Below are 23,774 nucleotides of genomic sequence, written 5' to 3' on the forward strand. Positions count from 1 at the left end.
ATGGCGCAGCCCGGCAAGGCCGCTGCGCTACTGCAACCACACAGTCACGCAGTCACGTTGCGCAGCCGCCCGGCACTGCACGGCTGTGCCGCCGAGTGCAGCCAGATCCCTGATGCGCCGCAGCGCCCGATCAAGGTGCGGCAACAGACTCCGTGCCGCCGCCGTGTCTGTCGGCGCCGCGCGCGGCAGCAATCGCGGCGATGCGTGCCCTGGCCAGTGCTTCGCCGACCTGCGGGCCTTGCAGGCCTTCGGCTGCCAGGTCGCGTGCATTGATCGCCAGGGCAGCAGCGTGCAGGCGTGTGAGTTCGGCCCCTTGCGGGTAAGGCATGTCGGCGCTGCCCAGCCTGCCGCGCTTGTCGGCCTCGCACACCAGCGCCAGTTGCGCGATGCGTTCGGGCCGCCGGAACCCGTCGCAGCGCACCAGCAACTCGTGCACCGTGCGATCGCGCAGTTCCGCCAGGCGATGCACGTTGAGATGCTCGCGGCAGGCGGTGACCGCAAGCTGACGATAGTCCTGCGGTACCTTGAGGCGTTCGCACAGCGCCTGCAGCGGCGCGACCCCGCGCTGTTCGTGCATGACGTGGCGCGGCCATTGGTCCGGCGGTGTCAGCGCCTTGCCCAGATCGTGCGTCAATGCGGCAAAGCCGATCAGCGCATCGCCGGGCGCCAGCCGCGCGGCCATGTCGCTGACCATTTCCTGATGCACGCCGGTGTCCACTTCCGGATGAAACTCGGCACGTTGCGGCACGCCGTACAGTGCGTCGATCTCCGGCAGGATCACGCGTAGCGCATGCGTTTCATGCAGCGTGCGCAGAAACGCCGAGGGCCGGGCGCAGGTCAGTGCACGGCGCAGTTCCTGCCACACGCGCTCGGGCACCAGGGCGTCCAGCTCGCCGCTGGCCGCCATCTCGCGCATCAGCGCCGCGGTTTCCGGGGCGAGGCTGAAACCCAGTGGCGCCAGTCGCGCCATGAAGCGCGCGGCACGCAATACCCGCACCGGGTCTTCGACGAAGGCCGGGCCTACATGCCGCAGTACCCGTGCCTGCAGGTCGCGCGCACCGCCGTACGGGTCCACCAGCTCGCCGCTGTCTTCGTCGCGTGCGATGGCGTTGATGGTGAAGTCGCGCCGCAGCAGATCTTCTTCCAGAGTCACCGATGGATCGGCATCCACCACGAAGCCGCGGTAGCCGCGTCCGGACTTGCGCTCTGTGCGCGCCAGGGCATATTCCTCGCCGCTACGCGGATGCAGGAAGACCGGGAAGTCCTTGCCCACCGGTTTGAAGCCCTGTGCCTGCATGTGCGCCTGATCGGCGCCCACCACCACCCAGTCGCGGTCGCCGGGCGGCTGGCCAAGCAATGCATCGCGGACGGCGCCGCCAACGAGATAGATCTTCATCGCCACATGATGCCCGATGCGGCGTATGCGTCGAAACAAGGTGCGGCCAGCGCTGGCGGGTTTTGCTTGGGTGTGGTGCCCGGCGGGAGCATCGCGTAGATATCGGTGTCTGCAAGCGATTGCTGCGGATGGATGATGCGCCAGGCGTCTGGTCTGCGCCTTGGCTGCAGGGCCCTTGGCCGCCCACCATCGCGGGACACGCCGTGAATCCGTCCATGGAGGCTCTTCTGCGGCATCCATGCCGCAGAAGGTCCCGCGACGGTGGGCGGCCAAAGGCCAGTCACGATGGTCGGTGCACCACCAAGCAGTGCGTGCATTCATCGCTCTGAGCGATCCGCCCAGTGCCCGGCCCGGTGTTGCCGTCGCATCGGTGCCGCTTGCACGGATGCGTGGCCGTGCAGTTGCAACGCACCGAGACGATCCGCTGCGTCAGATCTTGGCGCGCTGTTCCCGCAGGCCCGTCAACTGCACGGTCCAGTCGTTCAGGCGGGCACGTTCCTGCTCCACCACGGCGGCGGGCGCGTTCTGCACGAAGGTGGCATTGCCGAGCTTGCCCTTGCACTTGCCGATCTCGCCTTCCACGCGCTTGATCTCCTTGTCCAGGCGGGTGCGCTCGGCTTCCATGTCGACCAGGCCTTCCAGCGGCACCAGCAAGGTGAGCTCGCCGACGATGGCGGTGGCGGCCGGTGGCGTGTCCTGGCCGGCGTCCAGCCAGTCGATCGTCTCCAGTTTGAGCAGGAACGACAGCTGCGAGGCGAAGCGGGCAACGCGCGGGCGGTCCTCGGCGGTGCCGGCCTGCAGCAGCAGGCGCACCTGCTTGGAGGGCGGCACGTTCAATTCGCTGCGCACGCGGCGCAATGCCGACACCATCGACTTCAGCCATTCGACATCGGCGTCTGCGCTGGCGTAGCTGCTGGTGTCCACATCGCCGACCTGCGGGAAGGCCTGCAGTGAGATCGTTGCAGCGGTGATGCCCAGGCGCGGTGCAGCCTGCTGCCACAGCTCTTCGGTGACGAACGGGGTCAGCGGGTGCAGCAAACGCAGCAACGCATCGAGCACGTAGAGCAGGGTGTGGCGGGTGCTGGTCGCATCCGCGGCGTCCTCGCCGTTGAGCGCAGGCTTGGCCAGTTCCACGAACCAGTCGCAGAACGCGTTCCAGGCGAACTCGTACAGCGACTGCGCGAGCAGGTCGAAGCGATAGTTGGCGTAATGCGCATGCGTTTCGGCGGTGACCTTGTCCAGCCGCGCCAGGATCCACTTCTCCGCTTCGGTACGCGGCTGCGGCACGCCGTTGAAGCGTGCGCCTTCGGTGTTCATCAGCACGAAGCGCGTGGCATTCCACAACTTGTTGCAGAAGTTTTTGTAGCCTTCGGCGCGCCCCAGGTCGAACTTGATGTCGCGGCCGTGGGTGGCCAGCGCGGCGATGGTGAAGCGCAGCGCATCTGCACCATGGGCGATGATGCCGTCCGGAAATTCCTTGCGCGTGGCTTTTTCGATCTTTTCGGCCATGCGCGGTTGCATCAAGCCATGCGTGCGCTTGGCAACCAGCGCTTCGATGCTGATGCCGTCGATGATGTCCAGCGGGTCGAGCACGTTGCCCTTGGACTTGGACATCTTCTGGCCTTGCGCATCGCGGATCAGGCCGGTGATGTAGACATCGCGGAACGGCACCTGGCCGGTGAAGCTGTCGGTGGCCATGATCATGCGCGCCACCCAGAAGAAGATGATGTCGAAACCGGTGACCAGCACGCTGGAGGGCAGATAGCGTTCGAAGCCGCGTTCGGCCATCGCGGCCGCCTCCGGCCAGCCCAGCGTGGAAAACGGCCACAGCTGCGATGAGAACCAGGTTTCCAGCACATCGCTGTCCTGATGCAACGCGATCTCTGCGCCCAGGCCATGCGTCGCACGCACCTCGGCTTCGTCGTGGCCGACGTAATACTTGCCGGCATCGTCGAACCACGCCGGAATGCGGTGGCCCCACCACAGCTGACGGCTGATGCACCAATCCTGGATGTTCTCCATCCAATGGCGATAGGTGTTGATCCAGTTCGGCGGCACGAACTTGACCTGGCCGCTTTCGACCAGCTCCAGGCCGCGCTTGGCCAGCGCGTCCATCTTCACGAACCATTGGTCGGTGAGATAGGGCTCGATCACCTGGCCGGTGCGATCGCCGCGCGGCACCTGCAGCTTGTGCGGCTTGGTTTCCACCAGGATGCCGAGGTCTTCCAGCTCGGACAGCACCAGCTTGCGCGCGTCGTAACGATCCAGCCCGCGATAACGCTCCGGCGCGTTGTCGTTGATGGTCGCGGTAACGGTGAATAGGTTGATCAACGGCAAGTCATGCCGCACACCCACCGCATAGTCGTTGAAATCATGCGCAGGCGTGACCTTGACCACGCCGGTGCCGAACGCGCGGTCCACGTAATCGTCGGTGATCACCGGCACCTGGCGGCCAGTGAGCGGCAGCACGATGCGTGCGCTGTGCAGGCTGGCATAGCGCGCATCGTCCGGGTGCACCATCACCGCGGTGTCGCCCAGCATGGTTTCCGGGCGCGTGGTGGCCACCACCAAGTAGTCGCGGGTTTCGCGCAGGGTCTCGACGCCATCGGCATCGTGCTCGACGTGTTCGTAGCTCACGCCATCGGCCAACGGGTAACGGATCGACCACAGGAACCCGTCTTCTTCGACGTTTTCCACTTCCAGATCGGAGATGGCGGTCTTCAGCACCGGATCCCAATTGACCAGGCGCTGGCCGCGATAGATCAGGCCCTGCTCGTACCAGCGCACGAACGCTTCGTTGACCGCCGCCGACGGCTGCGGATCCATGGTGAAGGTGCTGCGCGACCAATCGCTGGAGGTCCCCAAACGGCGCATCTGGCGCTCGATGGTGTCGCCGGATTCGGCCTTCCATTCCCACACCTTGGCGATGAACCCTTCGCGCCCCAGCGAGTCGCGCGTTTCACCGTTGCCTTCCAGCGCCAGATTGCGCGACACCACCATCTCGGTGGCAATGCCGGCATGGTCGGTGCCCACCTGCCACAGCGTGTCGTAGCCGCGCATGCGGTGATAGCGCACCAGCGCATCCATCAGCGTCTGCTGAAACGCATGGCCCATGTGCAGCGTGCCGGTGACATTGGGCGGCGGCAGCAACACGGTGTACGGCTCGCCCTTGCCGGACGGCACGAAATAGCCAGCCGCCTCCCACTGCGCATACAGGCGCGATTCGAAGGAAGCGGGATCGTAGCTGGAGGCGAGGGTGGTCATAGAGGGGCTGGGATTCGGGAATCGGGAGTCGGGATTGGTTGCGTCATGGGGCCGGCGAGAATCACTGGCCATCCACTCGTTAACGTCAGTGTTGGTGCTGTGGAGCGAACATCGGCCGCGTTGGATTGGTCGTTGGATGTAGCCTCGGGGCGCGCAGCAATCTGCTTTGACGAATCCCCAATCCCAACTCCCCAATCCCAGCCCCACTCACATGTCGTACTTGGTCAGTTCCAGGCCCAGGGCCTTGTACTGCTTCCAGCGTTCGCGCAGCGGTTCGCGGGCGGCGGGGTCGGCGGGGACCACTTCCAGCACGCGGTCGCAGGCGCCCAGGTACGGGTCGTCGCGCAGGTTGATCACCAGCGGGCGCGAGGGTGCGGCGAATTCGGGCGCGGCGATCAGCACCGGCGCCAGTTCGTCTTCCTCGTCGGTGCCGGCGATCTGGTGCGGCACATAGGCCTCGTCATCGAACGCCCACAGCAGGTCGTCCAGCGCTTCGGCCTGCGCCGCGTCGCGGGCCAGGATCAGCGTGGGCAGGTTGGCGTCGTTGGCCTTGCGCGCCAGCTCGCAGACCAGCCGCAGCGGTTCGTTGAGGAAGCGCGGCTTGGCGATCAGATAGAAGTCGGCACGGGGCATCAGGGCAGGGAATCGGGAGAGGGGAATTGGGACTGGGCACAGCAGCGCCGTGACCTCCGAGGTCGCGGCGTTGCTTGAGGATGAGGGGCTTTCACAATTCCCGATTCCCGATTCTCAATTCCCACCTTCGGCGCGGTCCAGCAACCACTGCGTCAGCAGCCCGACCGGGCGGCCGGTGGCCATGCCGCGCTTGCCTTCGTCGCTGGCCACGCCGGCGATGTCCAGGTGCGCCCAGCGCTGGTTTTCGGTGAAGCGCGACAGGAAGCAACCCGCCGTGATCGCGCCGCCCCAGCGGCCGCCGATGTTGTAGACGTCGGCAAAGGTGGAGTCCAGCAGGCCCTGGTATTCGTCCCACAGCGGCAGGCGCCAGGCGCGGTCGAACACGTGCTCGCCGGCGGCCAGCAATTCGTTGGCCAGGTCGTCGTGCTTGCTCATCAGGCCGGCGGTCTGGTGGCCCAGTGCCACCATGCAGGCGCCGGTCAGCGTGGCCACGTCCACCAGCGCTTCGGGGTTGAAGCGTTCGGCGTAGGTCAGCGCATCGCACAGGATCAGGCGGCCTTCGGCGTCGGTGTTGCCGACCTCGATGGTCTTGCCGGACATGCTGGTGATCACGTCCGACGGGCGGTACGCATTGCCGTCGATGGCGTTCTCGACCGCCGGCACCACCACCACCAGGTTGATCGGCAGCTCGGCCTTGACCGTGGCCACGAAGGTGCCGATGACGTTGGCGCCACCGCACATGTCGTACTTCATTTCCTCGATGCCGCCCTGCGTCTTGAGGTTGACGCCGCCGGTGTCGAAGGTGATGCCCTTGCCGACCAGCACATACGGGCGCGCGTCGCCGCCGCCGTTCCACTTCAGCACGATCAGGCGCGGGCGGTTGGCCGAGCCGCGCGCCACCGACAGCAGCGAGCCCATGCCCAGCGCTTCCATCTGCGCCTCGTCCAGGATCTCGGCCTCGGCGCCGGGGAACCTGCCGGCAAACGCGGCCGCGGTGTCGGCCAGGTAGGCCGGGGTGCAGTAGTTCGGCGGCAGGTTGCCCAGCTCGCGGGCGAACTCCACGCCCTCGGCGGTGGCCACGCCCACGGCCAATGCGCGGGCGTCGTCGCCGGCGATGGCCAGGGTGCTCAGGCCGCTCTCATCGACCTTCTTCTTGCCCAGGGTGGCGGTGTAGCGGTAGGCCGCGTGGTCGCTGACGGTCACCGCCTGGCGGATGTTCCAGGCTGCATCGCGGGCCTTGACGGTCAGCTCGGTCAGGGTGAGCAGGGCGGTGCCCACCGCGCCGGTCTTCAGCGCACGGGTCGCATCGCCGATGGCCTTCAGGTAGGGCGCCACGCCGAACTTGCCGGCTTCGCCCAGCCCCACCACCAGCACGCGCGGGGCGCTGACGCCCGGCAGGTCATGGACCAGCGTGGTGCTGCCGGTCTTGCCGGTCACGTCGCCGCGTGCCACCAGGGCGCTCAGACGGCCCTGGCTGGCGCTGTCCAGCGCCTGGGCGGCAGGCGAAAGGGTCTTGTCGGCGAACACGCCAACCACGATGCAGTCGACGGCAGCGCTTGCCGGCGCGTCTTGGTTCAGGGTGAATTGCAGGGCCATTGATCAGATTCCGTAGGCAAATCCGTACAATCGCGGGCTGTTTACGCCAACCGGACTAGGCTGGCGGCGCCGCGAACGAATCCGAGAGTTTAAAACAAGCCCACCCCATGCCGAAGCTCGATCGATACCTGCTTAGCGATTTCACCCAGAGCTTCCTGGCCACCTTGATCGTGCTGCTGGTCGTCAGCGTCGGCGGTGTGCTGGTGGATATCCTCGGCAATATCGCCGACGGCCGCATCCCCGCTCGCTTGCTGCTGTCGCAGGTGGGCCTGCAGTTCGTGGCCTACCTGCCCATCATCCTGCCGCTGGCGCTGATGCTGGGCCTGTTGTTGGCGCTGGCGCGGCTGTACCGCGATTCAGAAATGGCCGTCATCACCGCCATTGGCGTGGGCCCAAAGCGCATGTTGCGGCCGATGCTGATGCTGGTGGTGCCGGTGGTGGCCATCATCGGGCTGTGTTCGCTGTGGTTGGGCCCCTGGGCCAGCCGCACCGCCGAGACCATGCTGGAAGACGCCAACCGCAGCGTGCTGATGGCCGGCCTGGAGTCGGGCAAGTTCACCCCGCTGTCCGGCGGCGGCGTGGTCTACCTGACCACGATTTCGGCCGACGGCAAGGGCCTGGGCAAGGTGTTCCTGCAGCGCCAGAAGGACGACCGCATCGATGTGGTCACCGCGCAACGCGGGGCGATGTTCTTCGAAGGCAAGACCGACCGCTACCTGCGCCTGGAAGACGGCTACCGCATCGAGGGCCCGGCCGCAGGCGCCACCCTGGACTACCGCTTGATGAAGTTCGCCAGCAACGACGTGGCGCTGCCCGACCGCACCCAGGTGCACGATGCCAACGACCCGGAAGTGATGTGGACCACCCAATTGCTCAGCGATGAACGCCCGGCCGCGCGTGCGCAGCTGCACGAGCGTCTGGCGCCGCCGCTGCTGGCGCTGGCCTTTGCCCTGCTGACCCTGCCGCTGTCGCGCAGCGCGCCGCGCCAGCAGCGCTATGGCCGGATCATGCTCGCGTTCCTGGCTTACATGGTCGGCACCAATCTGATGATCGTCGGCACCCAGTGGATCGCCAACGGCAAGACCCCGGCCGCGCTGGGCCTGTGGTGGCTGACCCTGCCGCTGCTGGGCGTGGCGATCTGGGCATATGCGCGCGATGGCCGCGTGCGTCGGCCGAGGGTGCGCGCATGAGGCTGATGCCGCGGGTCCACGATTGGTATGTCGGTCGGGTGGTGTTGTTCACCGTGCTGCTGACCTGGGCGGTGCTGTTGGGCCTGGACCTGGTCAATGCGTTTGCCAGCGAAGCCAAGAGCATCGGGCAGGGCAGCTACAGCTTCGGGCATGCGGTGGCCTATGTGGCCTATACCGTGCCGCGCCGGGCTTACACCTTGTTCCCCACCGCCGCCGTCATCGGCGCCCTGATGGGCCTGGGCCAGTTGGCGGCAACCTCGGAATTGACCGCGCTGCGTGCGCTGGGCGTGTCGCGCAAGCGCATGTCCGCCTCGGTGGTGGCCGCAATGGCGCTGCTGACCGCAGGCATGGTGATCAGTGGCGAGACGATCGGGCCATGGGCCCAGAACCAGGCCGACACGCTCAAGACCAGCGCGCGCTACAACAGCAACATGGCAATGGCGCGCTACTCGGGGCTATGGGCGCGCGAGGGCGACACCTTCCTCAATGCACTCAGCGGCGAAGAAAAGCTGCTCGAGGGCGGCGGTACCGCGCTGGCCCTGCACGACGTGCGCCTGTATCACCTGGATGCCAACGGCCGCATGCAGCAGCTGACCTACGCAGCGGTGGCCGAGCACCGTGACGGCCGCTGGACCTTGCACCAGGTGCGCCGCGATACCTTCCAGGAACGCTCGGTGCAGCGCGAAACCTTCCCGGAACTGCCCTGGCAGTCGCAGCTGAGTCCTGCGGCGCTGGCGGCCGGACTGGCCAAGCCGCGCAATCTTTCGGCCCACGAACTGCAGCAGAGCATCGAGTACCGGCGCCGCAACGGCCTGGATGCGCGCGATTACGAAGACCAGTACTGGAGTCGCTGGTTCTACCCGCTCAATGTGCTGGCGCTGTGCATGGCGGCCATCCCGTTTTCGTTCGGCTCGCTGCGCAGCGGTGGTCTGGGCAAACGCCTGTTCCTGGGCATCCTGTTTGCACTGGGATTCTGGCTGCTGCAGCTGTTCTTCGGTCGCATGGCCGGCGCGCTCAAGCTGGACTACCGCATCGCCTACGCATTGCCGCCGATGGTGATGCTGGGGGTGTCGGTGTGGTTGTTTAGGCGACGCAGTAGTTGAGCCGCGCAGCGCAGGCCTTGCCCGATGCCGACCGACGTGCGCTTGCGCAGGCGGTCAGCGAGGTACTGCATTATCTGTGGGATCCGATCGGAGTTGCGGGCGTGCCGCAGGCGCGTGATGAGTACGACAGCTATGTTCCCGAAATATGCACGCTGCTCTCGCAGGGTGCTGATCAGGCAACGGTCGCCACGACTCTGCGTGAGATCTCCGGGCAGCGCATGGGTCTTGACGACACGGACGCTTTAGCCGAGCAGGCGGCCCGCCGTTTGATGGCGTGGCGCGAGGTCATCACCCGTTAGAGGGGTGGGGAAATCCGTCAGGCATACTGGCTGGCCGGTTCCGGCAGCCGACGCGCCGCCGTTCATTAGGTGAGCGCGTGTTCGACCTCGCACGTGCGGGCAGGTCCCCGAGGCGGCTGCGTAGTGCCCTTGCCAGCGCATGCCGTTGACAGGCTCACAGGAGCTCGCTGGTATCCGCAATCGGCATGTCGCAAAACGGCCACTCAGCCGCAGCACATTCCCCTAACTAGCATTAGCTGGCGACGTGTTGGTTGTGGCTAATGCTTGGGAATGCGCTCCAGCCGGGTGCCACTCGCACGGTCATGCCAGGTCAGGCGCTCGCGATCCAGCCATGCCCACCAGAATCCGGCGCCGCCCAGCATCAGCGACAGCGTGCCCACTGCATAACGCATCCAGGCCTGTCGCCAGCTGGGTGATGGCCCTTGCAGCTGCAGTCGCCACGGGCGCATGCCCAGGGTCTGCCCACCGCGCCGCCAGCTCACCGTGGCGTAGATTCCGCCGGCGACCCAGCAGCACAGCCACAGCAGCCACTGCCAGCTGCTGAAGGGAGCGATGTTTTCGCGCGCCGGGTGCCCGGCGAGCGTAAAGCCCAGCGTGAACGCGGCGGAGATCAGCATCGACAGCGCCAGCACCGGCCAGGCGTCGTAGCACAGCGCCAGCAGTCGCCAGCCCACCAGGGCGGGGGGTCGTGCAACGCGAGGCGACGGGATCGAGGTCATGGCGCGAGCATAGCGGCCGGCAGGCACGGCGCAACGCTGCGCTGCGGTGACGGCGATCCGAGCGAGCACGTGCTGCGCCATCGCTACATCGCGCCGCGCCAGGCGTCTCGATCGGGCGCGTGCCTATGCCCAGCGTCTGCCTGCCGTGGTGCCGGCCCGCGGCGCGTAGACCGCCGCATTCCCGCCACACCGCTGCCGGTTGTCGGTCTCTGTGCAGGTGACGCGGTCGGTCAAGCCTGGCAAGGCCGTTTGGCGCAGCGGCATCACGACGCCGCGCTTCCAGGCAGGCTGCGTGCAGGCGACATCCAGCGCAGCGCCCCTCAGCCGCGCCGCCCGTTATGCTGTTGCGATGTCAGCCAGCAGTCCCGCCGAACGCCGCCAGCTTGCCCAGCAGTTGCCACCTGTCCAGGCGGCCGACGCCGCGGCCATCGAGCGCTTTCTGGATCGGTTGTGGGCCGAACAGGGCGTGGCGCGGCAGACCCTGGAGAGCTACCGGCGCGATCTGGAGGGCCTGGCACGCTGGCGCGATGGTGCCGGCGGCGGCCTGCTCGGCGTCGACCGCGCGGTGTTGTTCGACTATCTGCGCTGGCGCACCGAGGTGCGGTATTCGCCGCGCAGCAATGCCCGGCTGTTGTCGACCTTGCGCGCCTTCTACGGCCTGTGCCTGCGCGATGGCGTGCGCAGCGACGACCCCACCACGCTGCTGGACCCGCCGCGATTGCCGCGCTCGCTGCCCAAGGCGCTGACCGAAACCCAGATCGATGCCTTGCTGGCCGCGCCCGACATCCAGACGCCGCTCGGCCTGCGCGACCGCGGCATGCTCGAGCTGATGTACGCGGCCGGGCTGCGCGTCAGCGAGCTGGTCACGCTGCCGGCGGTGGGCGTCAACCTGCGCCAGGGCGTGCTGCGCGTCACCGGCAAGGGCAGCAAGGAGCGCCTGGTGCCGTTGGGCGAAGAATCGCAGCACTGGCTGGAACGCTATCTGCGCGAGGCGCGCACGCTGCTGGCCGACGGGAAGCCGGTACCCGCCGTGGACGGGCAGGTGCCCCTGTTCATCGACGCTGCGCGCCAGCCGCCCAGCCGCCAGCAGTTCTGGGCGCTGGTCAAACGCTACGCGGCGCTGGCCGGCATCGACCCGGCAACGGTCAGCCCGCACGGCCTGCGGCATAGCTTTGCGACCCATCTGCTCAACCACGGCGCCGACCTGCGCGCGCTGCAGATGCTGTTGGGCCACAGCTCGCTGTCCACCACCCAGATCTACACGCTGGTCGCACGGCAGCATCTGCAGACGCTGCATGCCAGGCACCACCCGCGCGGCTAGCGAGGTGTTGCCGGGACGGCCCCGTCGCCTGCATGCGCGTTCCCCGAGGATCGATGGTGCCGGTCGCGCAATTGGTAGCGCCCGCGGGCCTGCGGTGCATGCCCGGCGTCGAATGGTAACGAACCCACCGGCCGGCGAACGAACAAACTGTCGCGGCCGCTGCCTGGCTTCATCTGCCCTGTGCGAGAATCCAGCCACCCCATTCCACTGGATGCGTGAATGTATCGTCTTGCCATCGCCGCACTGCTGGGCGCCCTCAGCCTCACCGCCTGCGCGCAATCCTCGCAGCCCGCGGCAAGCAACGCTGGCGCCAAGCCGGCCGCCACCGCGCCTGCCGCTGCCGGCAATGTGGATCAGCGTGTGGGCGCGGCGCTCAAGGCGCTGGACCCGGACTTCAAGCCCGACTACATCGGCGCCGCGCCGTTCCCCGGCTTCCGCGAAGTGGTGGTCGGTGGGCAGGTGCTGTACGTCAGCGATGATGGCCGCTACCTGATCCAGGCCCAGCCGTTCGACATCCAGAACAAGCAGTTCGCGGCCAGCCCGGGCCTGCTGGCCTATCGGCGCAAGCAGCTGGACACCGTGCCCAAGGCCGATCGCATCGTGTTCGCGCCGGCCAACCCGAAGTACACCGTCACCGTCTTCACCGACGTGGAGTGCGGCTACTGCCGCAAGCTGCACAGCGAGATCGGCGAGCTCAACAAGCAGGGCATCGCCGTGGAATATCTGGCGTTCCCGCGCATGGGGCTGGGCAGCCAGGACCACAAGGAAATGATTGCGGTCTGGTGTGCGGCCGATCGCAAGCAGGCGCTCACCGCCGCCAAGTCCGGCCAGTCGGTGGCGTCCAAGGACTGCAAGAACCCGGTGTCGATGGAATACACGCTGGGCCAGCGCCTGGGCGTCAATGGCACCCCGGCGATCTTTGCACCGGACGGGACTCAGCTCGGTGGCTACCTGCCGCCGGCGCAGTTGCGTGAAGCGCTGGAAAAGCGTGCCGTGACCACGGCGGGCGGCAGCCGCTGAGGCGGGCTCAGCCCTGATCATCGCGGCGCCTCGCTATCGCGCCGTTGCGGTGTTGGTCTGTGCAATGACAAAGGCCCGGGTGCGTCCGCATCCGGGCCTTTGCTGTTAACGGCGGTGGGACGCCATCTGGCCATCACATGCTGCCGCCCGGCGCTACACGCCGGCATGGGCACGGGTAGCGCAAAGGCCTGCATGCCTGACGATTCCGACTCCCGACTCCCGACTCCCGACTCCCGACTCCCGACTCCCCATTCCCCATTCCCCATTCCCCATTCCCCATTCCCGATTCCCGATTTCCGATTCCCGATTCCCGATCCGTAACGCCGCACACCCGACCGACGCCGACCCACCGGCTCCGTTACAATCTGCAGCCCCGTTTCTGACACGGTTCCCCGGACATGATGGTCCTCGAGGGCGCTTCCGCCCTTTCGCCGTTCCGCCGCGCTCGGCTCGAAACCCGCCTGCAAACCCTCGTTCCCGCGCTGCGCATCACCGGCGCCTGGCACGTGTACTTCATCCGCGCCGAAGCCGGGCAAGCGCCCGATCAAGCCACCTTGCAGCGGATCCTGCAGGCCGACACCGCCCCCGCGCCGCGCGACGCGGATGCCTCCTCGCGCTATGTGGTCCCGCGGCTGGGCACGCTGTCGCCGTGGTCCAGCAAGGCCACCGAACTGGTGCGCGGCGCCGGGCAGCCGATCCAGCGCGTGGAGCGCGGCACCCGCATCGACCTGGCCGGCTGGCCGGAGGACGCGGCCGCGCAGGCTGCCGTGGCCAAGCTGCTGCACGACCCGATGATGCAGTCGCTGCTTGGCTCGGCCGCCGCTGCCGAGGCACTGTTCAACGTGCCCGACCCGGGCCAGTTGCAACGCGTGCCGCTGGACGCGCTGGAGCAGGCCAACCGCGACCTGGGCCTGGCGCTGGCGCAAGACGAGATCGACTACCTGCGCGAACGCTTCGCCGCGCTGGGGCGCGACCCGGCCGACGTCGAATTGATGATGTTCGCCCAGGCCAATTCCGAGCATTGCCGGCACAAGATCTTCAACGCCAGCTGGACCATCGACGGCAAGCCGCAGGAACGCTCGCTGTTCCGCATGATCAAGCACACCCACCAGCAGACCCCGCAGCACACCTTGTCCGCCTACAGCGACAACGCGGCGGTAGTGGAAGGCGTGCCGGCCGCGCGCTATCGCCCGGACCCGGCCAGCGGCGAGTACCGCAGCGAGGCGGTGCTGCCGTCGGCCTTCGCGATCAAGGTGGAAACGCATAACCACCCCACCGCGATCGCGCCATTCCCCGGTGCGGCCACCGGTGCGGGCGGCGAGATTCGCGACGAGGGCGCCACCGGCCGCGGCGGCAAGCCCAAGGCCGGCCTGACCGGGTTTTCGGTGTCGCACCTGCGCATTCCGACCCTGCCGCAGCCGTGGGAAGCGCCGCGCGCGCTGAATCCGCGCATGGCGCCGGCGCTGGACATCATGCTCGACGGCCCGCTGGGCGGTGCCGCCTTCAATAACGAATTCGGCCGGCCCAACCTGCTCGGCTATTTCCGCAGTTTCGAGCTTGCAGAAGGCCCGGGCCTGACCCGCGCCTACGACAAGCCGATCATGCTGGCCGGTGGCCTGGGCGCGATCGATCGCAACCAGGTCGAAAAGCTGCGCCTGCAGCCGGGCGATGCGGTGATCGTGCTGGGCGGCCCGGCGATGCTGATCGGCCTGGGCGGTGGTGCGGCCAGTTCGGTAGCGGCCGGCGACAGCGCCGAAGCGCTGGATTTCGCCAGCGTGCAGCGCGAAAACCCGGAAATGGAGCGCCGCTGCCAGGAGGTCATCGACCGCTGCGTGGCGCTGGGCGTCGACAACCCGATCCGCTGGTTCCACGACGTGGGCGCGGGTGGTCTGTCCAACGCCATTCCCGAGCTGCTGCACGACTCAGGCGTGGGCGGCATCATCGACCTGGGCCGCGTGCTCACCGACGACCCCTCGCTGTCGCCGCTGGAACTGTGGTGCAACGAATCGCAGGAACGTTATGTGCTCGGCGTGCCGCAGGCGCGCCTGGAAGAATTCGCCGCCATCTGCGCGCGCGAACGCTGCCCCTTCGCCGCAGTCGGCGTGGCCACGGCCGAGGAGCGGCTGGTGGTGGGGTATGGGACGTTGGACGCTGGAACTCGGGACCCGGGACCCGGGGCCCGGGAAGAGCAAACGCAACAGCTTGCGTCGGAAGGTGCTGCGATACCGACGGCAGCGCGGGACGCCGCCGTTACGGGTCCCGGGTCCCGGGTCCCGGGTCCCGGCTCCTCCAACGATCTCCCCATCGACCTCCCAATGGACGTGCTCTTCGGCAAGGCGCCGAAGATGCATCGCGATGCCGTGCATCCGCCGGCGCCGCAGTGGCCGGTGTTGCAGACCGCCTCGCTGGACCTGCAGCAGGCCGGTTTGCGCGTGCTGGCGCATCCCACCGTGGCATCCAAGAGTTTTCTGGTCACCATCGGCGACCGCAGCGTGGGCGGGTTGACTGCGCGCGAGCAGATGATCGGGCCGTGGCAGTTGCCGCTGGCCGATTGCGCGATCACCCTGGCCGGCTTCGACACCTTCGAAGGCGAGGCGATGTCGATCGGCGAGCGCACCCCGCTGGCACTGTTGAACGCCGCCGCGTCCGCACGCATGGCAGTGGGCGAGGCGATCACCAACCTGTGCGCTGCCCCGGTGCAGCGGCTGGACAGCATCAAGCTCTCGGCCAACTGGATGGCCGCCGCCGGCCACAACGGCGAAGACGCCTTGCTGTACGACGCCGTGCGCGCAATCGGCATGGAACTGTGCCCTGCGCTCGAACTGAGCGTACCGGTGGGCAAGGACTCGCTGTCGATGCAGGCGCAGTGGGTTGTCGGGAATGGGGAATCGGGAATCGGGAATGGCGAACTGCCACAGCCGTCCGCTTCTACCATTCCCGATTCCCGACTCCCGATTCCCGGTGAAACGCTGAAAAGCGTTTCGCCGGTCTCGCTGATCATCAGCGCCTTTGCGCCGGTCGGCGATGTGCGCCGACAGTTGACGCCGTTGTTGCGCAACGACGAAGAGAGCGAGCTGTGGTTGATCGGGCTGGGTGGCGGCAAGCAGCGTCTGGGTGGATCGGTGCTGGCGCAGGTGTATGCCGATGACGCGGCGTTGCCGGCGTTTGGCGGCGAAGTGCCGGACCTGGACGATGCGCAGCGGCTGCGCAGCTTCTTTGAGCTGATTGGCGATGCACGCGAGAGCGGTCTGCTGCTGGCGTACCACGACCGCAGCGATGGTGGTGCGTTTGCGGCGCTGTGCGAGATGGCGTTCGCGTCGCGTCAGGGCCTGGACATCACCCTCGATGCATGGGGCGAGGACGCATTCCGTAGCCTGTTCAACGAAGAGCTCGGTGCGGTGGTGCAGATCGCCAGCGAAGACCGCGCCGCGTTCGCCGATCTGGTCGAGCGTCACGCCTTGACCGAATGCGCGCAGCGCATTGCACGCCCCACCGGCGCGCCGCGCATCCGCGTGAGCGGGCAGGGTCGCGTGCTGGCCGAATGGCGCTGGGAAGAGCTGTTCGACGCGTGGTGGTCGGTGACCCATGCCATGCAGAAGCTGCGCGACAACCCGGACAGCGCCGACGAGGAGCGCGCGCTGGCGCGCGATTTCCAGGCGCCCGGGCTGCGTCCGAAACTGGTGTTCGACCCCTCGGAAGATGTGGCGGCGCCGTTCGTGGCCACCGGTGCGCGGCCCAAGGTGGCGATCCTGCGCGAACAGGGCGTCAACGGGCAGATCGAAATGGCCTACAACTTCGAGCGCGCCGGTTTCCGCGCCTACGACGTGCACATGAGCGACCTGATCGAAGGCCGCGTGGAGTTGAGCGAGTTCGTCGGCTTCGCAGCGTGCGGCGGTTTCAGCTACGGCGACGTGCTGGGTGCCGGGCGTGGCTGGGCAACCTCGATCCTGGAGCGTTCGGCATTGCGCGATGCGTTTGCCGCATTCTTTGCGCGCGGCGATACGTTCGCGCTGGGCGTGTGCAACGGCTGCCAGATGCTCAGCCAGCTCAAGGACATCATTCCCGGTGCCGAGCATTGGCCGCGCTTTCTGCGCAACCGCAGCGAACAGTTCGAAGCACGCACCGCGCTGCTGGAAGTGGTGGAATCGCCGTCGATCTTCCTGCGCGGCATGGCCGGTTCGCGGATTCCGGTGGCGGTGGCGCACGGCGAAGGCCGGGCCGAGTTCGAGACTGCCGTGGACCAGGCCGCCGCGCGCGTGGCCTTGCGTTTCGTCGATGGCGACGGCGCAGCGGCCTTGCGTTACCCGCTCAATCCGAACGGCTCGCCGGACGGCATCACCGGGCTGACCAGCACCGATGGCCGCGCCACCATCCTGATGCCGCATCCCGAGCGCACCCCACGCACGGCGAACTTGAGTTGGCATCCGGCCGACTGGGGCGACGATTCGCCGTGGCTGCGGATGTTCCGCAACGCGCGCGTCTGGTGCGGCTGATGGCTGCACGCCGCGCGCGCTGACCCGGGCGCGCGGCGATCCGGCTGCATTTGGCGCACGCCGTGCGGCCGGCGCGGGAACCAGCCGCATGCCGGCCGATTGCCGGAACCAGCCGGGTGAGCGACGGACGTCGCCCGCTGCCAGCACCATCATTCACGGCCGTGTGCAGCCCTGCGCGCGGCCGTTGTCGTTTGCGCGATGGCCTGACATCGGCATTTGCCAGGCGCGCCGCGTGGTGGCAGGGATGTCCCTGCGCCGGTGATTGATGGCGCCCGCTGGGCGGCCAGCGCGACCGCTGCGCCGTGATATCTGCTGCGCCGGGCCTGGCGCGGGGCCGGCCAGCACGACAGCCGAGCGCACTCCGCACCCCACCCCCGACCGCCCACGGCCGCCAGCAGATCGAAGCGCAAGCGCGCTGCGCGATGCCGGTCTGCAGGTGGCATGAAGATCGTATGCAAGTAAATGAAAACGCCGGTACGTGGTATTTTTTAAGTAACTAATAAAAATACTAGTTTTTCAGGGGTGGATGGTCGCCACTTCGATAATGCGACGTCTAGCGCATTTGAATACTGTGTTTTTCAATAGATTCATCTGGCGTTATCCATTTGCGGAATTTCCGCATTATCTGCTGCATCCGTTTATTTACTTGATTGAATCTTTTGCGCGGGAGGTTTTCCGCCGCAGAAGGCGTGTGTGCGCATGTCGACAGAGCCTCAGGGGGACCGTGCGATGCAATCGCGCGGTGGCCGGTTTTTTTACACACCAGGCCAATGGGGAGTAAGGCGTTAATGAAACGACATTATCTGCAGGACGGTCTCGAGCAGGGTGCTCTCGACCGAATGGCGGCGCATGCCTGCGCCACCGGACATCACCGGCCAAGCATGCGGCGGGCACAGGCCGGCAGCCTGCTGACGGCATCCATGGGGGTGGTGCTGTTCGGCATGGCGGGCGTTGCCGGTGCGGTCACCGCGCAGGCGGCGCCGGGCGCGCAATGCCGCCTGATCGATGGCCAGCAACACTGCGGTCCCGATGCGGGCATCGATGCCGCTGCCACGGCTGCACCGTTGGAGCGTGCAACGACCCAGCGCGCGGCAACACCCGCTGCCGACAGCGACCTGCCGCCCTTTGCCGACGGGCAGGATGCGCTGGCCCTGGGCAATGCAAGCAATGCCCTGGGCGATGGAACCATCGCGCTCGGCGGCGGCAGCCTGGCGGTGGAGCGCAATGCCACCGCAATCGGCTACAACGCAGCGGCAGCCGGAGAATCGGCCGTCGCCCTCGGTGGGGTGGCCACCGTTTACGACTACGACGCGTTCGGGTTCGTCATTGGTCAACGCGAACTGGCTGCGCAGGCGGCAGGCGTTGGCGCCACCGCCATCGGGGGCGGTGCGGTGGCCGCCACGCCATTTGCCAGCGCGCTTGGCAGTGGTGCCAGCGCCGACGGCGTGCAGAGCACGGCGCTGGGCTACCGCGCGCAGACCTTCAGCGATGGGGCGACCGCAGTAGGCGGCCTGTCCACGGCAAGCGGTTTCCTGTCCACTGCAGGTGGCTATCTGTCGCGGGCCAGTGCCGACACGGCAACCGCCTTCGGTTACCGGGCGCGCAGCGATGGCGCCAGCAGCGTTGCGATCGGCGATACCGCTTTCGCCATCGGTGCGCAGAGCGTGGTGATCGGGGGTGTCAGCGATTTCGGCGCGATCACGGCGGCCACCGGGCGTGGTGGCATCGCCTTCGGTGCGGGCGCGCAGAGTCAGTCCGACTACGCCATTGCGATCGGCTACGACTCCAACGTGTTTCCCAACCGACCCGGCAACACCGATTCGATAGCGATCGGGCACTCGGCGGGCACCTTCGCACCGGGCACCGTGTCGCTGGGCGGTTTTGCGTTGACGATGGGCGATGGTGGCATCTCGATCGGCCAGGACAGCGTCACCTATACCGAAAACAGCGTCGCGCTCGGTGCCCGTGCCAGCACCTCGTGGTTCAACGGCAACAACACCGCCATCGGTGCCGATGCGCAGACCAACGGGGTCGATGCGGTGGCACTCGGCTATGGCGCGCGGGTAGGCGACTTTGTCGACGATGCGTGGAACCGTTCTGCCTCCAGCGCAGTGGCGCTGGGCGCGTTTTCCTACGCGGACCGCAGCAACACGGTGTCGGTGGGCAACGTGCAGACCGGCCTGACCCGGCAGATCACCAATGTGGCGGCCGGGACCGAGGCATCGGATGCGGTGAACGTCGCGCAGCTGGATAGCGTGCGCGCGGTCGCTGCACGCCTGGATAGCCATCTTGCGTTGGCCAAGTCCGACACCGACGAGCCGGCGGCCTTTGCCGAAGGCAGCAATGCGATTGCGCTTGGCAGTGCCAGCAATGCGCTGGGCGAGGGTGCGGGTGCGCTGGGATCGGGCAGTGCGGCGATCGGGCGCGACACCGTGGCGGTTGGCCGCAATGCCAGTGCCTCCGACGCCTCGGCGCTGGCGGTAGGCGGTGTTGCCACGGTGCCGCTGGTCGATGCCGCCGGCTTCATCATCGGCGAGCAGGAGCAGGCCACCACCGCGCAAGGGCGCGGCGCAGTTGCCCTGGGCGGCGGCGCCACCGCCATGCAGGTGTTTGCCACCGCCGTGGGGACCGGTGCCAGGGCACTGGGCACGCAGTCGACCGCGGTGGGTTTCGGTGCGCAGGCGCTGGCGGACACCACCGCCGCGTTGGGAAGCTTCTCGGCCGCACGCGGCGCCGGATCGTCGGCGTTCGGGTTCAATGCCACCTCCGCCGCCAGCCTGGCGACGGCGGTGGGCTTCAATGCGCTGGGTTTTGGCGAAAGCAGTATCGCCGTTGGCAGCAGCGCGGCATCGACCGGCGAGCGCAGCATCACCGTGGGCGGCTTCTCGCTCATCGGCAACATTCTGAGCAGCGCCGGCGCGTCCGGTGTCGGGGGCATTGCCATCGGGGCTGGCGCGCAGAGCCAGGCCGACTATGCAATCGCCCTGGGCTACAACGCCAATGTCTTTCCCAATGGCAGCAATACCGATGCGGTGGCGATCGGCCACAGCGCAGCGGCGTCCGCGCCGCGTGCCGTGGCGCTCGGGGGCGCGACCTCGGCCTGGGGCGAGGAAGGCATTGCCATCGGCTACGACGCGCGTGCCGCCAACAACCGCAGTATTGCCATCGGCAGCGGTGCCGACACCTCGATCATCCATCGCGATGCCATCGCGCTGGGCACCAGCGCCCGGGCCGACGCCGCCGATGCGATTGCGATCGGGCGCAACGCCAGCGTCGGTGTGTTCGTCGGCGACATCGGCAGTGCGGCGGTCGCGTTGGGCGTGCAGGCGCGTGCGCTCGGCAACAACAGCCTGGCACTGGGCCACAACGCCTTTACCCGCGAGAGCGGGCGCAACGCGGTGGCGGTGGGCACCAACGCCGGTGCCAACGGCGCCGATTCCGTCGCGCTCGGCGCAGGTGCACGCAGTGACCAGGCCGAGGTGGTCTCGGTGGGCAATGGCAACGGCCGCGGCGGTCCGGCGAGCCGTCGCATCGTCAATGTCGGTGCCGGTGCGATTGCAGCGGGCAGCACCGATGCGCTCAATGGCGGGCAACTGTTCCAGTCGTTGAGCAATGCGGCCAGCTTCCTTGGCGGCGGTGCGGCGATCGGCGCGCAGGGCGTGTTTGTCGCGCCGACCTACGTGATCCAGGGCAGCAGTTACAGCAATGTGGGCGCTGCATTGACGGCCCTGGACAGCAAGGTCAGCGAGCTGGATGCGCGTGGCGGCACCGCAGTGGCGTCACGCGGCAGCGCCGCGCGCGCGGCGTCGGTCAGCGTGTCGTCGGCGGCCAATGCGGTGGCCGGCAGTGGTGCAAGCGACCTTGCCGCTGGCGCACTGGCAACGGACGACACCGGCGCTGTCGCGGTCTCGCTCGCCACGGCGTCGGCCGGCAGTCCTACGCAGGCCGATGGCGTGCAGGGCACGCCCACCGCTGCCGTGGTCGGCAGCATCACGCCGGCGGCAACGTCCACGGCAGTGGGCACTGCTGCAGTGGCCAACCACGTCACCGGTACTGCAATTGGCGGCAGCGCGTATGCGCATGGTCCCAACGACACGGCGATCGGCAGCAATGCACGCGTCAATGCCGATGGCAGCACGGCGGTGGGCGCCAATACGCAGATTGCCGCGGTGGCCACCAATGCGGTGGCGATGGGCGAGGGCGCGCAGGTCAGCGCGGCCTCCGGCACGGCGATCGGTCAGGGCGCACGTGCCAGTGCGCAGGGCGCGGTTGCCCTGGGGCAGGGCTCGGTGGCCGATCGTGCCAACACGGTGTCGGTGGGCAGCGTCGGCGGCGAGCGTCAGGTGGCCAATGTGGCGGCCGGCGTGCGCGCCACCGATGCGGTGAACAAGGGGCAGCTGGACAGCGGGGTTGCCGCGGCCAACAGCTACACCGACAGCCGCTACAGCGCGATGGCCGACAGCTTCGAAAGCTACCAGGGCGATATCGAAGACCGCCTGCGTCGGCAGAACCGTCGCCTGGACCGTCAGGGCGCGATGAGCTCGGCGATGTTGAACATGTCCGCCAGCGTGGCGGGTATCGCGTCGCAGAACCGCATCGGTGCCGGTGTGGGGTTCCAGAACGGCGAATCGGCATTGTCGGTGGGCTACCAGCGTGCGATCAGCCCGCGCGCCACATTGACGGTGGGCGGTGCGCTCAGCGGCGACGACAGCTCGATCGGCGTGGGTGCCGGTTTCGGCTGGTAACGCAGGCCTTGCACGCGTAGCGGTGGCATGTGCGGCCGCTGCGCGCTCACTCATTCGCCATGCATTTCATCTTGAAGAGGACGTCATCGTGATTCAGACCCATCATTCCCGCGCGCTTGCCATCGCCTGCAGCGCCGTACTCTTGCTGTCCGGCGGCAGCGCCCTTGCGGCTGCCGCCGATGCCGGCATGCGCACCGTGCAACGTCAGCAGGCCCTGCGCGATGCGCCGGTTGACGGCATCATCGTCAAATATCGCAGCGGCACGGTGGCCGCGCGCAGTGTCGGCGCCGCGTCGGTGGCCACGATCACCGCGGCCGCGTCACGCGCTGCCGTGCAGTTGGCTCCGGCCGCGCGCAGCGGCGTGCATCCGGCGCCGACGCATGTGCGGACGCTGGCAGTGGGCAGCGAGTTGATCAAGTTGCCCACTCGACTGCGCCGCAGCGACGCCGATCGCCTGGTACGTGCGCTGCAAGCGGATCCTGCGGTGGAATATGCGCAGATCGACACGCGCATTTATCCGTTGCAGAACAGCGGTGGCAGCCTCCCCAACGACCCGTTGCTGGCGAGCAATCAATGGCATCTCACCGATCCGGTCGGCGGCATCGATGCGCCGGCGGCGTGGAAGACCGCGCGAGGCGAGGGCGTGGTGGTGGCCGTGATCGACACCGGCATCTTGCCGGGGCACCCGGATCTGGCCGGCAATCTGTTGCAGGGCTACGACTTCATCACCAACGCCGACACCTCGCGACGCGCCACCGATGCGCGCGTGCCGGGGGCGCTGGATTACGGGGATTGGGAAGCGACGGACGGCGAATGCGGCATTTTTTCAGCGGCCCGCGACAGTTCCTGGCACGGCACGCACGTGGCCGGCACCATTGCCGAAGCCACCGGCAACGGCATCGGCGGCGCCGGCGTGGCCTACAAGGCCAAGGTGTTGCCGGTGCGCGTGCTCGGCCATTGCGGGGGTTCGTCTTCGGACATCAGCGATGCCATCGTGTGGGCGTCCGGCGGGCATGTGGATGGCGTGCCGGACAATCGCGATCCGGCGGAAATCATCAACATGAGCCTGGGCGGCTTCGGTCCCTGCGATTCGGTGACGCAGGCGGCGATCAACGGCGCGGTAGCGCGAGGCACCACCGTGGTGGTGGCGGCCGGCAACGACAGCTCGGATGTATCCAGCGCGGTGCCGGCCAACTGTGCCAACGTGGTGTCGGTGGCGGCCACCCGCCTGACCGGCGGGTTGGCGTACTACAGCAATTTCGGCAGCTTGATCGATCTGGCCGCACCCGGCGGCGGCGCGCGCAATCTGGAAACCGACACCTTGTACGACGGCCTGATCGGCAGCTGGATCTGGCAGACCGGCTACACCGGCAAAACCACGCCCACGTCCGGGCAATTCACCTATGTCGGGCCTGGTTTTGCCGGGACCTCGATGGCCTCGCCGCATGTGGCCGGGACCGCCGCACTGGTGCAAAGCGCCTTGATCGCCGATGGCAAACCGCCGTTGACACCTGCGGCGCTGGAACGCCTGCTCAAGCGCAGCGCGCGCGCCTTTCCCGTGCAGTTGCCGCTGACCACGCCGGCCGGCAGCGGCATCGTGGACGCCGCCGCGGCCATCGATCGTGCACTGCGCCGCTGCGACAGTGGCGACCTGAGCTGCCAGCTGGACGCGCAGACGCTGCGCAACGGCGTGGCCGAACGCGGTCTGTCGAATGTGGCCGGCGATGCCGGCGTCTTTGCCTTCGAAGCGAATGCCGGCGCGGTACTGAGCTTCATCAGCTTCGGCGGCAGCGGGCAGACCGCGCTGTATGTCGCGTTGGGCCGCGCGCCGACCGCGACTGATAACGACGGCATGTCCAGCCGCAGCGGAACCAGCCAGACCGTGCGCTTCACCGCGCCACGCACCGGAACCTATTTCCTCCGGCTCGATGGCAGTGGCTTCGATGGTGTGAGTCTGTTGGCGCGTCAGTGATCCGACACGCGGCAGCGCAAGGG

At 67.7% G+C, this 23,774-nt stretch carries 13 protein-coding genes; 8 read left to right on the forward strand and 5 right to left on the reverse strand.

The features are described from left to right. Window positions 1-130 precede the first annotated feature (130 nt). From RZV17_RS03710 to RZV17_RS03725, 4 genes are all read right to left on the reverse strand, one after another. Window positions 131-1,396, reverse strand: coding sequence for a multifunctional CCA addition/repair protein (locus tag RZV17_RS03710; RefSeq protein WP_355607337.1), 1,266 nt, complete (start codon window positions 1,394-1,396; stop codon window positions 131-133). 429 nt (window positions 1,397-1,825) lie between these two features. Further along, window positions 1,826-4,660: a valine--tRNA ligase gene (locus tag RZV17_RS03715; RefSeq protein WP_355607340.1), complete on the reverse strand. Its 2,835-nt coding sequence runs from the start codon at window positions 4,658-4,660 to the stop codon at window positions 1,826-1,828. Window positions 4,661-4,867: 207 nt separating this feature from the next. After that, complete coding sequence (locus RZV17_RS03720; RefSeq protein WP_047697096.1) at window positions 4,868-5,293, reverse strand: DNA polymerase III subunit chi; 426 nt, start codon at window positions 5,291-5,293, stop codon at window positions 4,868-4,870. 114 nt (window positions 5,294-5,407) lie between these two features. Next, window positions 5,408-6,889 carry a leucyl aminopeptidase gene (locus RZV17_RS03725; RefSeq protein ID WP_355607343.1) on the reverse strand — a complete coding sequence of 494 codons (1,482 nt, stop codon included), beginning with the start codon at window positions 6,887-6,889 and terminating at the stop codon, window positions 5,408-5,410. Window positions 6,890-6,996: 107 nt separating this feature from the next. Here RZV17_RS03725 and lptF point away from each other — a divergent pair, with 107 nt between their 5' ends. The 3 genes from lptF to RZV17_RS03740 all read left to right on the forward strand — a co-directional run bounded on the left by lptF (window position 6,997) and on the right by RZV17_RS03740 (window position 9,481). Next, window positions 6,997-8,079, forward strand: a complete 1,083-nt coding sequence (gene lptF, locus RZV17_RS03730) for an LPS export ABC transporter permease LptF (RefSeq protein ID WP_166743866.1) — start codon at window positions 6,997-6,999, stop codon at window positions 8,077-8,079. Further along, window positions 8,076-9,182 (forward strand): LPS export ABC transporter permease LptG, encoded by a 1,107-nt coding sequence (lptG, locus tag RZV17_RS03735; RefSeq protein ID WP_355607346.1) that lies wholly within the window; start codon window positions 8,076-8,078, stop codon window positions 9,180-9,182. The genes lptF and lptG overlap by 4 nt, the downstream gene beginning before the upstream one ends. A 101-nt stretch (window positions 9,183-9,283) precedes the next feature. Continuing rightward, the gene (locus RZV17_RS03740; RefSeq protein WP_184371842.1) at window positions 9,284-9,481 is read left to right on the forward strand and encodes a hypothetical protein; all 198 of its coding nucleotides are present in this window, start codon (window positions 9,284-9,286) and stop codon (window positions 9,479-9,481) included. 257 nt (window positions 9,482-9,738) lie between these two features. Here the strand turns inward: RZV17_RS03740 and RZV17_RS03745 are convergent, their stop codons facing one another. Next, the gene (locus tag RZV17_RS03745) at window positions 9,739-10,200 is read right to left on the reverse strand and encodes an RDD family protein (RefSeq protein ID WP_184371619.1); all 462 of its coding nucleotides are present in this window, start codon (window positions 10,198-10,200) and stop codon (window positions 9,739-9,741) included. Window positions 10,201-10,549: 349 nt separating this feature from the next. Here RZV17_RS03745 and xerD point away from each other — a divergent pair, with 349 nt between their 5' ends. From xerD to RZV17_RS03770, 5 genes are all read left to right on the forward strand, one after another. After that, complete coding sequence (gene xerD / locus RZV17_RS03750) at window positions 10,550-11,521, forward strand: site-specific tyrosine recombinase XerD (RefSeq protein ID WP_355607351.1); 972 nt, start codon at window positions 10,550-10,552, stop codon at window positions 11,519-11,521. A gap of 219 nt (window positions 11,522-11,740) precedes the next feature. Then, window positions 11,741-12,541: a DsbC family protein gene (locus tag RZV17_RS03755; protein WP_047697084.1), complete on the forward strand. Its 801-nt coding sequence runs from the start codon at window positions 11,741-11,743 to the stop codon at window positions 12,539-12,541. 398 nt (window positions 12,542-12,939) lie between these two features. Further along, window positions 12,940-17,034 carry a phosphoribosylformylglycinamidine synthase gene (gene purL / locus RZV17_RS03760; protein ID WP_355607354.1) on the forward strand — a complete coding sequence of 1,365 codons (4,095 nt, stop codon included), beginning with the start codon at window positions 12,940-12,942 and terminating at the stop codon, window positions 17,032-17,034. 920 nt (window positions 17,035-17,954) lie between these two features. Beyond that, the gene (locus RZV17_RS03765; RefSeq protein WP_355609168.1) at window positions 17,955-21,779 is read left to right on the forward strand and encodes a YadA-like family protein; all 3,825 of its coding nucleotides are present in this window, start codon (window positions 17,955-17,957) and stop codon (window positions 21,777-21,779) included. Between the two features lie 88 nt (window positions 21,780-21,867). Further along, entirely contained in the window at window positions 21,868-23,751 is a 1,884-nt protein-coding gene (locus RZV17_RS03770) for a S8 family peptidase (RefSeq protein ID WP_355607357.1), read from the forward strand. Window positions 23,752-23,774: the final 23 nt, after the last annotated feature.

Origin of the sequence: Xanthomonas cannabis (assembly GCF_040616535.1) — a bacterium.
Lineage (GTDB): Bacteria > Pseudomonadota > Gammaproteobacteria > Xanthomonadales > Xanthomonadaceae > Xanthomonas > Xanthomonas cannabis.

Coding starts and splice junctions, on each gene's coding strand:
- RZV17_RS03715 (WP_355607340.1), bottom strand. CDS start 4,660: ATGACCACCCTCGCCTCCAGCTACGATCCCGCTTCCTTCGAATCGCGC.
- RZV17_RS03710 (WP_355607337.1), bottom strand. CDS start 1,396: ATGAAGATCTATCTCGTTGGCGGCGCCGTCCGCGATGCATTGCTTGGC.
- RZV17_RS03720 (WP_047697096.1), bottom strand. CDS start 5,293: ATGCCCCGTGCCGACTTCTATCTGATCGCCAAGCCGCGCTTCCTCAAC.
- xerD (WP_355607351.1), top strand. CDS start 10,550: ATGTCAGCCAGCAGTCCCGCCGAACGCCGCCAGCTTGCCCAGCAGTTG.
- RZV17_RS03745 (WP_184371619.1), bottom strand. CDS start 10,200: ATGACCTCGATCCCGTCGCCTCGCGTTGCACGACCCCCCGCCCTGGTG.
- lptG (WP_355607346.1), top strand. CDS start 8,076: ATGAGGCTGATGCCGCGGGTCCACGATTGGTATGTCGGTCGGGTGGTG.
- lptF (WP_166743866.1), top strand. CDS start 6,997: ATGCCGAAGCTCGATCGATACCTGCTTAGCGATTTCACCCAGAGCTTC.
- RZV17_RS03725 (WP_355607343.1), bottom strand. CDS start 6,889: ATGGCCCTGCAATTCACCCTGAACCAAGACGCGCCGGCAAGCGCTGCC.
- purL (WP_355607354.1), top strand. CDS start 12,940: ATGATGGTCCTCGAGGGCGCTTCCGCCCTTTCGCCGTTCCGCCGCGCT.
- RZV17_RS03765 (WP_355609168.1), top strand. CDS start 17,955: ATGGGGGTGGTGCTGTTCGGCATGGCGGGCGTTGCCGGTGCGGTCACC.
- RZV17_RS03755 (WP_047697084.1), top strand. CDS start 11,741: ATGTATCGTCTTGCCATCGCCGCACTGCTGGGCGCCCTCAGCCTCACC.